Source organism: Daeguia caeni (genome assembly GCF_042653845.1).
Lineage (GTDB): Bacteria > Pseudomonadota > Alphaproteobacteria > Rhizobiales > Rhizobiaceae > Brucella > Brucella caeni.
The window spans coordinates 17,293-31,077 of record NZ_JBHSEL010000044.1 but is presented as its reverse complement, the minus strand read 5'-3'; the positions used below and the strand labels follow the sequence as shown (position 1 = coordinate 31,077).

The window sequence follows — 13,785 nt, the reverse complement described above, 5'->3', positions numbered from 1 at the left end:
CAAAACCAGACGGAACAATGATATTGCGGGCCATTGCATGCCCCCGGTTTCAGCAAAACTTACAGAAATTTAATTCGACCAGGGCTAAACCAATGGCATATTGACAGAGGCGGATCTGAAGAGGGGCGGGTGTAATTTGCCGGATCCTTTTCGGTCTGATTGTCTGGCACTGTCTCTGATTGACAGGTCTGTGGTTCGCAGCCACGACGCCTGTCGTCTGATCGTGCCAAGCCCGGAGAATTGCATGAAATCCTGGAAGCAGATCGTTCTCAGCCTGCTGATCATCGGCGTGGCCGCGGGCGGGTGGTATGTCTATAAGAGCAAACAGACGATGGTGGCCGAACAGGCGCCTGCTGCAAATGGCGCTCCACGCAGCGGGTCGTCTGCGCGCTCCGCTCCGCTTGTTGTTGTCGAACCTGCCCAGGAACAGACGATCAATAACCGCCTGACCGCTATTGGTTCGGCCAGTGCCCAGAGCACGGTTTCGGTAACACCCTATTCCAGCGGTTATCTGACCAGGCTTTATGTAAAGGCCGGCGATGAGGTCAGGGAAGACGATCCGATTGCTGAACTGGATTCCGAAACCGAGACGATTGCCGTCGAAAAGGCAAAGGTTGCCCTGAAAGATGCGGAAATGGCGCGCCAGCGCATTGAAAAGCTGCGCGCAACCAATACGGCGACCGAAGTGCAGTCGGTTGCGGCAGAACTTGCCGTCGCCAATGCAAGGCTTGCACTGCAGGATGCTGAACTTGCCTTGAAACGGCGTACATTGCGTGCGCCGATCTCCGGCATTGTCGGCATTCTTCCGGTCAATGTCGGCAATTATGTCACGGCACAAACGCCGATTGCCCGTATTGATGACCGCAGCAAGGTGCTGATCGATATATGGGTGCCGGAGCGCTTTGCCCCGCAGATCAGGGTTGGACAGCCGCTGACGGCAGAATCAACCGCCTTCCCCGGCACGATCCATGACGGCCAGATCAATGCCGTCGACAATATGCTTGATGAGGCAAGCCGCACGCTGCATGTGCGCGCGGAAGTGCCGAATACGGATGATCAGCTGCGCGCGGGCATGTCCTTTTCGGTCACTTTGCTTTTCCCCGGCGACCGCTATCCTTCGGTCAATCCATTGGCGGTTCAGTGGGGGGCGGATGGCGCCTATATCTGGCGCATTGAAGGTGACAAGGCGCAAAAGGTCATGGTGCGCATTGTGCAGCGCAATGCCGACAGCGTTCTCATCGATGCACCGATCAAGCCTGGTGACCTGATCGTCACCGAGGGCGTGCAGACAGTGCGAGATGGCGCGCCGGTGCAGATCAAGAACAGGGACAGCGTCGCCAAGGACGCGCCAAAGTCCGGTGAACAGGCAGAATGAGGATGGCCCGGTGAGCACGAAATCATCCTCTCCCGGTGACAATGGCGGCGCAATTGCCCTGTTCATTCGCCGTCCGGTCTTTGCCTTTGTCATCAATGTGCTGATCATGGTGGCAGGCCTTGCCGCCGTCACCGGCGTTGACGTGCGCGAACTGCCGGATGTTGACCGGCCGATCATCACCATCAGCACCGATTTCAAGGGCGCTTCCGCTGAAACGATAGACCGTCAGGTGACTCAGGTGCTGGAAAATGCGGTTGCGCGCGTTTCCGGCGTCAAATCCATTTCCTCCACCTCGTCCTTTGGGCGTAGCCGTGTGACGGTTGAGTTCAATGACGGTGTTGATCTCAATGTCGCTGCCGCCGATATGCGCGATGCGATTTCGCGTGTTACCAATAATCTGCCCGATGAGGCAGACCCGTCCCGTATCGTCAAGGCGGATGCCAATGCTGATCCGGTCATGCGTTTGTCCGTCACTTCCGATACGATGTCGGTTGATGACATGACTGTTCTGGTTGAAGACCATATTCAGGATGTGCTGGCAGCGGTTCCAGGCGTGGCCGATGTGCAGATCAATGGTGATCGCGACAAGATTTTCCGCATCGATATCGATCAGGCGCGGCTTGCAAGCTATGGTCTGACCATTGCCGATATTGCCAATGCCTTGTCCTCCATGGGGCTTGATGCGCCGGCCGGTTCGTTGCGCAGTGCCGATCAGTCAATCGTGGTGCGCGCAAGCGCGCCCCTCGAAACGCCGGAGGCATTCGAGGCCGTCTTCATCAAGGGCCATACACGCATTGCCGATGTTGCGACTGTCACGCTGGGGCCGGATATTGAAAGCTCAACCGTCCGTGCCAATTCCAGGAATGCGATTGGTCTTGGCATTGTGCGTCAGGCACAGTCCAATACGCTGGATATTTCCACCGGCATTCGCGCCGCGATCAAAAACCTTCAGGCAACCTTGCCGGAAGGGGTCAGCATTACGGTCACCAGTGATGATGCAAGCTTCATCAATGGCGCCATCCACGAGGTGGAGATTGCGCTCATTGCCTCGGTGCTGATCGTTGTACTGATCATCTATCTGTTCCTGTGGGATGCGCGCGCAACCCTTATTCCGGCACTCTCCATTCCCGTAGCGCTGATCGGCACGATTGCTGCGATCTATCTCGTCGGCTTTTCGGTCAATATCCTGACCCTTCTGGCGCTGGTTCTTGCTACCGGCCTTGTCGTGGATGATGCGATCGTGGTGCTGGAGAATATCGTGCGCCGGCGCAATCAGGGCATGGGGCCGCGTGCAGCGGCCGTGCTTGGCACGCAGGAAGTGTTCTTTGCCGTTATTGCTACCACGCTGACGCTTGTTGCCGTCTTCGTGCCGATTTCCTTCCTGCCGGGGCAGGCAGGTGGCCTATTCCGTGAATTCGGCTTCGTGCTGGCGATTTCCATTCTCCTGTCATCGGTCGTGGCGCTGACGCTCTGCCCGATGTTGGCTTCCCGTTTCCTGAAGGAAGCCAATGGCGTGCAGGAAGAAAGCCACGGACCGCGGTTCATGCGCCGTTTTGGCGGGGCGCTGAGTGCCACCTATCGCAGATTGCTGCATGCCTGTCTGGCCGCTCCTTATGTCGTGGTGCTGGTTTCTGTTCTTTTTGCAGGCTTTGCCTATGTCGGCTTTGGCACCATCCGCCAGGAACTGACGCCAATGGAAGATCGTGCTTCGATTCCACTGCGCATTACCGGCCCGCAGGGCGTCAGCGTTGAATTCATGCAGTCGCAACTGGAAGCGATCGAACGCGCGGTGGAACCGCTGCGCGAAAGTGGTGAAATCGCAACCACACTGGCGATTTCGGGCGCGATGGGCTCATCCAGCAATGGTTTCATGATCCTCACCCTTGCGCCATGGAATGAGCGCAAGCGTTCGCAGCAGGAAATCGTGGCGGACGTGACCGAGCGCATCAAGGACATTACCGGCGTACGCATTTTCCCCGGCCAGCCGAACAGTCTGGGCATTCGTGGCGCTGGCAGTGGCCTGCAATTTGCCATTGTCGGCAGCGAATATTCAAAGCTGCAACCGGCAGCACAGGCCGTGGTTGCAGCACTGGAAAAGGATCCGCGCTTTGTCCAGCCACGCCTGTCGGTTGATGCGACCCAGCCGCAGCTTGCCGTCGAGATTGATCGCGTGCGCGCATCCGATCTGGGGATTGACATTACGGGGCTTGCCAATGCGGTTCAGTCGGTTCTCGATGGCCGCAAGATAGGCTCTGTCTATGTCGGCGACCGCAGTTTCGATGTGAAATTTGTCTCGTCCACCAATCCGATCAATGACCCGACGGATCTGGAAAACATCTTCCTCAAGACATCCGATGGCCGCTATGTGCCGATGTCATCCATTGCCAGCGTGGTGGAAAAGGCCGTGCCGCCGCAGCTCAATCGCGAATCGCGCCAGCGTTCGGTGGCAATCACCACCGGCCTGAAACCGGACTTTGCGCTTGGCAATGCCTATGCCGCGGTGCAGGAAATTGCAGCGCCATTGCTTCCGCCGGGAAGCCACATCATTCCGCTCGCAGAAGCGGCAACGCTGAGCGACACATCAAGCGGCCTCGTGCTGGTGTTCGGCTTTGCCATCATCATCATTTTGCTGGTTCTGGCGGCACAGTTTGAAAGTTTTGTCAGCGCCCTGATCGTCATGGCAACGGTTCCGCTCGGCCTTGGCTGTGCGGTTGTCGCCATGCTTCTGACCGGCACGAGCCTCAATGTCTATAGCGAGATCGGGCTGGTGCTGCTGGTCGGCATCATGGCCAAGAACGGCATTCTGATTGTCGAATTTGCTGATCAGTTGCGAGACAAGGGGCTGGATGTGCGTGAGGCGATTGAAGAGGCGGCCAATATCCGCCTGCGTCCGGTCTGCATGACCATGATCTGCGCCATTCTTGGCGGCGTGCCACTGGTGCTGGCCACGGGTGCCGGTGCAGAGGCGCGCATCGCGCTTGGCTGGGTGATTGTTGGTGGCCTTGGCCTTGCCACGATTGCAACCCTGTTCGTGACGCCGGTTGCCTATCTCCTGCTTGGCCGCTTCACCAGGCCAAAGGCGGAAGAGGAAGCGCGCCTGAAGCGCGAACTGGAATCGGCTACGAGAAATCAAAAGGCAGGAATCTGAGAGCTTCGCCTGTTTGAAACAGTTCAGGGCGCTTCCGCTTTGCCGGAAGCGCCCTGTTTCATCTGCGCATTTCATGCGCAAGGCTTGTCAGCCTATTGCTTGGCCTTTGCCGCGTCGGTGACCTTGGACGTCCAGGCCCCTTCCGGCTTCTTGGTGATGACCGGATCAGAGCCGCCGCCGAGAAGTGTTTCTACGGTGCGCTCTGCCGCAGCCACATCCAGCGTGCCATCGGAATTGCCAAGCAGCTTGACGATTTCCTTGATCATGCGCTCCTGAACTTCCTTGGTCTGGGCGCCGGAAGCATCGTTCTCAAGCACGATTTCCGCAGCCTCACCCGGATTTTCCGCCGCATATTTCCAGCCCTTCATTGAGGCGCGGACGAAACGGGCAAGCTTGTCCACCATGGCCGGGTCTTCAAGGTTCTTTTCCAGCACATAAAGCCCGTCTTCCAGCGTTGCCACGCCCTGATCCTCATAAGGGAAGACCACAAGCTGGTCGGCCGGAATACCGGCATCGATCACCTGCCAATATTCGTTATAGGTCATGGTGGAAATGCAATCGGCCTGTTTCTGGATCAATGGATCGACATTGAAGCCCTGTTTGAGCACTGTCACGCCGTCCGGGCCGCCGGTCGTGGGGATTTTGAGATGGTTCATCCACGACAGGAACGGATATTCGTTGCCGCCAAACCAGACGCCGAGTGTGCGCCCCTTGAAATCTTCCGGCTTGGTGATGCCCGTATCCTTGCGACAGGTCAGCATCATGCCGGATTTTTCGAAAGGCTGGGCAATATTGACGAGCGGCACACCCTTTTCGCGCGTGGCCAATGCCGATGGCATCCAGTCCACCACCACATCAGCGCCGCCACCGGCAATGACCTGTGGCGGGGCAATATCCGGCCCACCCGGCTTGATTTCCACATCAAGCCCTTCTTCTTCATAAAAGCCCTTGTCCTTGGCAACATAATAGCCGGCAAACTGGCCCTGCGTGACCCATTTGAGCTGCAATGTCAGCTTGTCTGCGGCCATGGCTGTTCCTGCCATCAGCGCGCCTGACAGAAGTGACAGGGTAAGTCCAGCTACATGCAATGACTTTTTCATTTCTGTTCTCCTCTGGTTGACAGGCTCCGCCTTATGCTGACGGATGCCGGAAAAGCTGTTATCCTCCCCGATATGATGGATGCCAGAAAGTGAGCCGGCGCTCGATCAGCGCCACCAGCCCATAGGACAATGAGCCGGCAAGGGCTGCGACGAAGATTTCCGCCCAGACCATGTCGACATTCATGCGTCCGATTTCGGCAGATATGCGGAACCCCATGCCCACAATGGGCGTGCCGAAAAATTCGGCCACGATCGCGCCAATCAACGCCAGTGTCGAGTTGATTTTCAGTGCGTTGAAAATGAAGGGCATGGCGGCAGGCAGACGCAGTTTAATCAGCGTTTGCCAGTAATTGGCGCCATAGGTCTCCATCAGGTCACGTTCCATCGCACCTGTGCTGGCAAGGCCTGCCACCGTGTTCACCAGCATGGGGAAGAAGGTCATGATGATGACGACGGCGGCCTTGGATTCCCAGTCAAAGCCAAACCACATCACCATGATCGGCGCCACACCGACAATCGGCAAGGCTGCGGCAAGATTGCCAAGCGGCAAAAGCCCCTTGCGTAAGAATGGCACGCGATCGGCAATGATGGCCGTAATGAAGCCGAGTCCGCAGCCTGCGACATAGCCGAAGATCACCGCCTTCAGGAATGTCTGGCGGAAATCCGCCCAGAGGATCGGCAGCGAGGAGGTAATCTTCGCCCAGATCACGGACGGGGCAGGCAACAGCACCGACGGGACTTCAAGCAGGCGGACGGTCATTTCCCAGAAGATCAGCATGGCAATGCCGAACAGGGTGGGCACAGCAATGTTGAGCAGTTTCTGCTCGCGTTTGCTGCGCGCCTTCAGGCCGGCCACCCAGCCAACAATGATCCATGAAATGGCAAGCAGGGCAATCAGTGCAAGGAGCTTGATGATCATGCCACAGTCCTCTCCGGTCTTGCCCCCATGCGCCGGTTGACGATTCTGGACAGGATGCCGATCAGCGCCACCAGTACGGTCGCCATGATGGCGGCAGCAAAAAGCGCCGCCCAGATCTGCACGGTCTGCCCGTAATAGGAACCGGCAAGAAGGCGCGCACCAAGGCCAGCAACCGCGCCGGTTGGCAATTCGCCGACAATCGCGCCGACCAGGCTGATCGCAACCGCCACCTGCATCGAGGTGAAGAGATAGGGCATGGCAGCTGGCCAGCGCAATTTCCAGAACACTTGCGACGGCGAGGCATTATAGGTGCGCATCAGATCAAGATGCATGACATCGGGTGACCTGAGCCCCTTCACCATGCCAACTGCGACAGGGAAGAAGGACAGATAGGTTGAAATGACGGCCTTTGGCAGCAGGCCTGATATGCCGATCGCGTTCAGCACCACGATGATCATCGGCGCAATGGCAAGGATCGGGATGGTCTGCGATGTGATGATCCATGGCATCAGGCTTTTGTCCAGCGTACGTGAATGGACAATGCCGACCGCCAGCAGAATGCCGAGCAGCGATCCCATCACGAAACCCAGAAGCGTGGATGAAAGCGTCACCCAGCCATGGAAAACCAGGCTGCGCTTTGAGGTCGGCTTGACGTCAAAGACGCTTTTCCAGAGTTCGCCTGCCACCTGATGCGGCGCGGGCAGGACAGGGCGTTCCTGCGCCATTGTTTTGGTCACAACTGTCGAAAAGGAAATGCTCGTGCCAGCCCGCTCGGCCTGATCGCGTTCAAATGGCGCATTCAGAAACACTGCCAGCCCGTACCAGAGCACGATGATGGCTGCCAGAACGGTTGTCATTGGAATGAATTTGTCCTGCAGGAAGCCGTTAGTCATGGACATGCCCCAGACGCAAGCCTTCGCGGACACGGTGCGCGATCTTTAAGAACGCCTCCGTTTCGCGGATTTCCAGTGGCCGGTCCGGGCCAAGGTCGCAATCGATGATTTCATGAATGCGGCCCGGACGCGGACTCATCACCACGATCCTGGTTGACAGAAACACCGCTTCCGGAATCGAGTGGGTGACGAAAATGACGGTCTTTTTCGTCGCCGCCCACAGTTTCAGAAGCTGCTCGTTCAGGTGGTCGCGCACAATTTCATCGAGGGCGCCAAAGGGCTCGTCCATCAACAGCATGTCAGGATCAAAGGACAGAGCCCGCGCAATCGAGGCACGTTGCTGCATGCCGCCCGACAATTGCCATGGAAATTTCTTTTCAAAGCCCGTGAGGTTTACCAGCGCAAGATTCTTGGCAATGCGCGTCTGCCGCTCGGCCTTGGAAAGCCCCATGATTTCAAGCGGCAGACCGACATTGTCCTCGATCGTGCGCCATGGAAAAAGGGCAGCCGCCTGAAACACATAGCCATAAGAGCGGTCAAGCCGTGCCTGTTGCGGCGTCTTGCCGTTGACACTGACCGTGCCGCTGGTTGGCTGTTCCAGATCCGCCACCACGCGCATCAGCGTGGTCTTGCCGCAGCCGGACGGGCCGATGAAGGACACAAACTCACCGCGTTCAACGGTGAGATTGATGTTGGACAGCGCTTGCACCGGCCCGTCATTGGTTTCAAACACCAGTGACAGGTCATTGATGTCGATGACGGTCTGCTTTTGCGCGCTGTCGGGCTCGGCAGCCATGTTGTCACAGGCCGCCGGCGCTTCCCGAAGCTTGGCCATGCTCATTGCTCAAACCCCAATCGGCATGTGTTCTTCGCTGCGTTCCACCTTGCGCGGTGCAACGATTTCCTTCCATTGCGACAGGGCGCGGTTGACCGCACCATTTGCTTCGCGCTCAATGAAGCGGCCGTCGCCGGGCATGGCCGTCACATGGCCTTTTTCATAGGCAATGCGGCCGCGCGAGAGAGTGATGACCGGCAGCCCCTTCAGCTCAAAGCCCTCGAACACATTGTAATCGATGGCCGAATGCTGCGTCTTGGCCGAGACTGTCCTGGTTGCCTCCGGATCCCAGATGACCAGATCAGCATCCGACCCCACCAGCACCGCACCCTTCTGCGGATAGATGTTGAGGATCTTGGCAATATTGGTCGAGGTCACGGCGACGAATTCATTCGGCGTCAGACGACCCGTGCGCACACCACGCGTCCACAGAACCGGCATGCGTTCTTCAAGCCCGCCGGTGCCGTTTGGAATCTTGGTGAAATTGCCAATGCCATAGCGCTTTTGTTCGGTGGTAAAGGCGCAATGGTCGGTGGCAACCACCTGCAGGGAGCCAGCCGCAAGACCGGCCCAGAGGCTGTCCTGATGGCTCTTGTCGCGGAAAGGCGGCGACATGACGCGGCGCGCCGCATAGTCCCAGTCCCGGTGATGATATTCCGATTCATCCAGGGTCAGGTGCTGGATCAGCGGCTCGCCAAAGACGCGCATGCCTTTCTGGCGCGCCCGGCGGATGGCCTCATGGCTCTGCTCGCAGGAGACATGCACGACATAAAGCGGTACGCCTGCCTGATCGGCGATCATGATGGCGCGATTGGTTGCCTCGCCTTCCACTTCCGGCGGGCGCGAATAGGCATGCGCTTCCGGCCCGTTATTGCCTTCTGCCATGAGCTTTGCCTGCAATTGCGCGACAATGTCGCCATTTTCGGCATGAACCAGCGGCATGGCACCAAGCTCGGCACAGCGCTGGAAGGAGGCAAACATTTCATCATCATTGACCATCAATGCGCCCTTATAGGCCATGAAATGCTTGAACGTATTGATGCCGCGCTTCACCACCTCGGCCATTTCGTTGAAGGTGCGCTCGTTCCAACCGGTAATGGCCATGTGGAAGGAATAATCCGTGCGCGCCTTGCCGGCCTTCTGGAACCATTCCTGCAATGCCTCAAGCAGATTGCCTTCTGAATCCGGCAAAACGAAATCGACCACCATGGTCGTGCCGCCGGCAAGTGCCGCGGCGGTTCCGGTGTCAAAATCGTCCGAGGAATAGGTGCCCATGAAGGGCATTTGCAAGTGCGTATGCGGATCAATGCCGCCGGGCATGATGTAGCAGCCCGTTGCGTCGATGGTTTCATCGCCGGTCAGATCATCGCCAATGGCCACGATCTTCTCGCCTTCGATCAGAACGTCGGCTTTATAGGTGCGGTCGGCAGTAATCACCGTGCCGCCTTTGATGACCTTGGTCTTGCCTTTTCCAGCGCCTGTCACAGTCCCTATAGCTGCCATTGTTCGTTCCCCTTTTGTGGTATTGTTGCGAACAGAATGGCCGTATGGATGTGCCTGTACTTAGCTTACAATTTCAGCAGTCTCCAATACGGCATGCAATAAAACGTCAGCACCAGCCGACGCCCATTCCTTTGATATTTCTTCATCCTCATTGTGGCTCAGCCCATCAACACAGGGGCACATCACCATGGCGGTGGGGGCAACCCGGTTGATCCAGCAGGCATCATGGCCGGCCCCCGACACGATGTTGCGATGGCTGTAGCCAAGCCGCTCGGCGGCATTGCGAATGGCTGTCACGCAGCCTTCGTCAAAGGTGACGGGATCAAAGTGGCCCGCCTCTTCAATCTTGATGCCAAGGCCAAGCTCTTCGGCGATTTTCTGCGCTTCCTGTTCAAAGCGCGCCTTCATGCCGTCGAGCACCTGCTTGTCCGGCGAGCGAAAATCAACGGTAAACACGATCTGTCCCGGCAGCACATTGCGCGAATTGGGCGAGACCTCGATATGGCCGACGCCGCCAACCGCATCCGGCTGATGCGCCATGGCAATCTCATTGACGAGCTGCAGCATTTTACCCAGACCAAGGCTGGCATTCTTGCGCATTTTCATCGGCGTTGAGCCGGTATGGGCTTCCTTGCCGGTGAGTGTCACCTGCAGCCACCACAGGCCCTGGCCATGGGTGACAACGCCAATATCCTTGTTTTCCGCCTCAAGGATTGGCCCCTGTTCGATGTGCAGCTCGAACATGGCGTGGATCTTGCGCTTGCCGACCGGCTCGTCGCCCAGCCAGCCAATGCGCTTCAGCTCATCACCAAATTTCTTGCCATGGGCGTCGGTGCGCTCATAGGCCCAGTCCTGATCATGCACGCCGGCAAACACGCCGGAAGCCAGCATGGCTGGGGCAAAGCGTGTGCCTTCCTCATTCGTCCAGTTGACGACGACGATCGGGCGTCTGGTCTTGATGTTCATGTCATTGAGGCTGCGCACGACTTCCAGCGCACCAAGAACCCCCAACACACCGTCAAATTTTCCGCCTGTCGGCTGGGTGTCGAGATGGCTGCCCATATAGACCGGGTCAGCATCCGGATCTTCACCGGGACGGGTGAAGAACATGTTGCCCATCGTGTCGACGGCCATGGTCATCCCGGCCTTTTCGCACCATGACTGGAAAAGTCTGCGCCCCTCCCCATCCTCATCAGTCAGGGTCTGGCGGTTATTGCCACCGCGAACGCCCGGGCCGATCTTTGCCATGTCCATCAGGCTGTCCCATAGGCGATCGCCATTGATTCTGAGATTGCTGGTAAGCACCATGCGGTCAATCTCCTCTTTGTGTAGCCTTGAAACAGCGTCCATGATTTTGCATGGCGCATCGTTTGGCTACAATATATGTTCCCATGACCTGGCTCTGCGGCCACAATATTCTTGCTTCTTCAGCAAAAACTTGACTACTTGGTCAAAATGCAGGCTAGAAGAGCGCAACAGAACGGTCAAGCGCTTTTGAAGAATTCTACGCTATCGAAAGGTGTCAAATGGCCACAGCCCCTGTAAAACCCCGTGCCCGCCGCAAGCGCGGCGATGCTGCTGCCCGCGCGGAAGCAGTGCCTGAGACGGCAACGGGGGAAAAGACGGAAGGGGCAACGCGCATTCAGGGCATCAACCGCAAGCTCATTCTGGATGCGGCGCTGGATGTGTTTTCGACCTATGGCTTTCGCGGCTCGACCATCGATCAGATCGCGGAAAAGGCCGGCATGTCCAAGCCAAATCTGCTTTATTATTTCCCGCGCAAGCAGAATATCTATGTGACGGTGCTTGAGGATACGCTGGCAAGCTGGCTGGAACCGTTTGAACTGATTGACCCCGAAGGCGACCCCTTGCTGGAACTTAGGCGCTATATCACGCTGAAGCTGGAAATGTCGGCCAGACGTCCGGCGGCGTCACGGCTGTTTGCCAATGAGATCCTGCATGGCGCGCCGGCCATTTCCGATTTTCTCAAGGGCCATCTCAGGCAACTGGTTGATGAAAAGGCAGCCGTCATTCACCGCTGGATCGCTGAAAAGCGTCTGGCGCCGGTTGATCCCTATCATCTGATTTTCACCATCTGGGCCGTGACACAGCATTATTCGGACTTTGCGGTGCAGGTTGCCGCCATTCTGGGCAATCGGGTGGAAGAGCCTGATTTTTACGACAAGACAGTGGATGCGATCTGCGCCATCGTGCTGGATGGCATCCGCCCGAGAGACTGACGAGAGACTGAAATGACACTGATACGGATTGCCGCGGCGATCATCCGCGATGATGAGGGGCGCTTTTTGCTGACGCGCAAACACGGCAGCACGTTTTTCATCCAACCGGGTGGCAAGATCGATGCGGGTGAGGACGCGAAGACCTGTCTCATTCGCGAGATTGAAGAGGAACTCGGCATTCACATTGATGCCGGACAGCTTCATTATGCCGGACGCATCTCTGCCCCTGCCGCCAATGAGGCAGGTGCCACGGTGGAAGCTGATCTCTTTCATCTCAAATTACGCGACGACCAGATACCGGTAGCCTCAAGTGAGATCGAGGAATTGCGCTGGAATCCGCCGGGCAACACCGAACGCCCGGTTGCACGTTTGTCGCAGAGCATTCAGGCACGTTTTGCCAATGATTATTAGAGGAAAAGCGCCGGGTTTTGCCCGGCGCTTTTCGTTTGTCATTCGGCCGCTTCCCGCACGGCCATTGGATTGTTGGGATGGGTTGTCCAATTTGCATATTCCGGCGAAATTGGCGCCTTGGTGCGTGGATCAATGCCGGCAATCTGCTCCATGGTTATGCAGTTTTCGACCGGGCAGACATTAACGCACAGATTGCAGCCAACGCATTCCTCGTCGATCACTTCGAAATGGCGTTCGCCATTGAGCATGCTGGTAATTGCCTGATGCGATGTATCCTCACAGGCAATGTGGCAGCGGCCGCATTTGATGCACAGATCCTGATTGATCCGCGCCTTGGTCACATAGTTGAGGTTGAGATACTGCCAGTCCGTGACCTTTGGCACAGCCAGACCGCGGAAATCATCAATGCTTTTATAGCCATGCGCATCCATCCAGTCTGACAGCCCGTCGATCATGTCCTGCACGATTTTGAAGCCATAGGTCATAGCGGCGGTGCAGACCTGAACCGTACCGCAGCCAAGCGCGATATATTCGGCCGCGTCGCGCCATGTGGTGATGCCGCCAATGCCGGAAATCGGCTTGCCTGCCGTCTCCGGATCACGGGCAATTTCCGCCACCATGTTGAGTGCAATGGGTTTTACGGCCGGGCCGCAATAGCCGCCATGGCTGCCATGTCCGTCAATCGAGGGCACGGGCGCCATGTGATCAAGATCGACCCCGATGATCGAATTGATCGTATTGATCAGCGACACGGCATCCGACCCACTGGCAAAGGCGGCGCGTGCTGGCTTGCGAATATCGGTGATGTTCGGCGTCAGCTTGGTGATCACCGGCATGCGGCTATATTGCTTGCACCATTTGACGACCATGGCGACATATTCCGGCACCTGACCGACCGCAGCGCCCATGCCGCGCTCGCTCATGCCATGCGGACAACCGAAGTTGAGCTCAATGCCATCTGCACCCGTTTCCTCAACCCGCGGCAGGATAGTCTTCCATGCCTCTTCCTCACACGGCACCATGATGGAAGCAATCAGCGCCCGATCTGGCCAGCGCATCTTCACTTCCTTCATTTCCCGCAGGTTCACTTCCAGCGGACGGTCGGTGATGAGCTCGATATTGTTGAGGCCAAGGAGTCTGCGGTCAGCGCCATGAATGGCGCCATAGCGCGGGCCGTTGACATTGACCACCGGCGGGCCTTCCGCCCCCAGCGTTTTCCAGACCACGCCGCCCCAGCCTGCCTTGAAAGCACGCTCGACATTATAGGCCTTGTCGGTTGGTGGTGCTGAGGCAAGCCAGAACGGGTTGGGCGATTTGATACCGAGAAAATTCGTTGCAAGATTGGCCATGTCTGATCCCCC

Annotated in this window: 11 protein-coding genes; 4 read left to right on the top strand and 7 right to left on the bottom strand. The window is 57.5% G+C overall.

From position 1 onward, the window contains the following. The first annotated feature begins 244 nt into the window (after positions 1-244). Both ACFO1V_RS05195 and ACFO1V_RS05190 read left to right on the top strand, forming a co-directional pair. Positions 245-1,375, top strand: a complete 1,131-nt coding sequence (locus ACFO1V_RS05195) for an efflux RND transporter periplasmic adaptor subunit (protein WP_374830227.1) — start codon at positions 245-247, stop codon at positions 1,373-1,375. Continuing rightward, positions 1,299-4,523 (top strand): efflux RND transporter permease subunit, encoded by a 3,225-nt coding sequence (locus ACFO1V_RS05190; protein ID WP_374830229.1) that lies wholly within the window; start codon positions 1,299-1,301, stop codon positions 4,521-4,523. Before ACFO1V_RS05195 ends, ACFO1V_RS05190 begins: the two co-directional genes overlap by 77 nt. A gap of 92 nt (positions 4,524-4,615) precedes the next feature. Here ACFO1V_RS05190 and ACFO1V_RS05185 read toward each other — a convergent pair whose 3' ends face one another. The 6 genes from ACFO1V_RS05185 to ACFO1V_RS05160 are packed head-to-tail and all read right to left on the bottom strand — an operon-like array spanning position 4,616 to position 11,081. Further along, positions 4,616-5,623, bottom strand: a complete 1,008-nt coding sequence (locus ACFO1V_RS05185) for an ABC transporter substrate-binding protein (protein WP_374830231.1) — start codon at positions 5,621-5,623, stop codon at positions 4,616-4,618. A 58-nt stretch (positions 5,624-5,681) separates the two neighbouring features. Continuing rightward, entirely contained in the window at positions 5,682-6,542 is an 861-nt protein-coding gene (locus ACFO1V_RS05180; protein ID WP_374830233.1) for an ABC transporter permease, read from the bottom strand. Continuing rightward, positions 6,539-7,435 carry an ABC transporter permease gene (locus tag ACFO1V_RS05175; protein ID WP_374830235.1) on the bottom strand — a complete coding sequence of 299 codons (897 nt, stop codon included), beginning with the start codon at positions 7,433-7,435 and terminating at the stop codon, positions 6,539-6,541. The genes ACFO1V_RS05180 and ACFO1V_RS05175 overlap by 4 nt, the downstream gene beginning before the upstream one ends. Next, the gene (locus tag ACFO1V_RS05170) at positions 7,428-8,231 is read right to left on the bottom strand and encodes an ABC transporter ATP-binding protein (protein ID WP_374830280.1); all 804 of its coding nucleotides are present in this window, start codon (positions 8,229-8,231) and stop codon (positions 7,428-7,430) included. Before ACFO1V_RS05170 ends, ACFO1V_RS05175 begins: the two co-directional genes overlap by 8 nt. 48 nt (positions 8,232-8,279) lie before the next feature. Further along, positions 8,280-9,773: a dihydropyrimidinase gene (gene hydA / locus ACFO1V_RS05165; RefSeq protein WP_374830237.1), complete on the bottom strand. Its 1,494-nt coding sequence runs from the start codon at positions 9,771-9,773 to the stop codon at positions 8,280-8,282. 60 nt (positions 9,774-9,833) lie between these two features. After that, positions 9,834-11,081 carry a Zn-dependent hydrolase gene (locus ACFO1V_RS05160; protein ID WP_374830239.1) on the bottom strand — a complete coding sequence of 416 codons (1,248 nt, stop codon included), beginning with the start codon at positions 11,079-11,081 and terminating at the stop codon, positions 9,834-9,836. A gap of 218 nt (positions 11,082-11,299) precedes the next feature. Between ACFO1V_RS05160 and rutR the strand changes: the two genes are divergently transcribed. Both rutR and ACFO1V_RS05150 read left to right on the top strand, forming a co-directional pair. Then, positions 11,300-12,013, top strand: coding sequence for an HTH-type transcriptional regulator RutR (rutR, locus tag ACFO1V_RS05155; protein ID WP_374830241.1), 714 nt, complete (start codon positions 11,300-11,302; stop codon positions 12,011-12,013). A 12-nt stretch (positions 12,014-12,025) separates the two neighbouring features. Continuing rightward, positions 12,026-12,424: an NUDIX hydrolase gene (locus ACFO1V_RS05150; protein WP_374830243.1), complete on the top strand. Its 399-nt coding sequence runs from the start codon at positions 12,026-12,028 to the stop codon at positions 12,422-12,424. Between the two features lie 38 nt (positions 12,425-12,462). Here the strand turns inward: ACFO1V_RS05150 and preA are convergent, their stop codons facing one another. Next, positions 12,463-13,773, bottom strand: a complete 1,311-nt coding sequence (gene preA / locus ACFO1V_RS05145) for an NAD-dependent dihydropyrimidine dehydrogenase subunit PreA (protein WP_374830245.1) — start codon at positions 13,771-13,773, stop codon at positions 12,463-12,465. Positions 13,774-13,785: the final 12 nt, after the last annotated feature.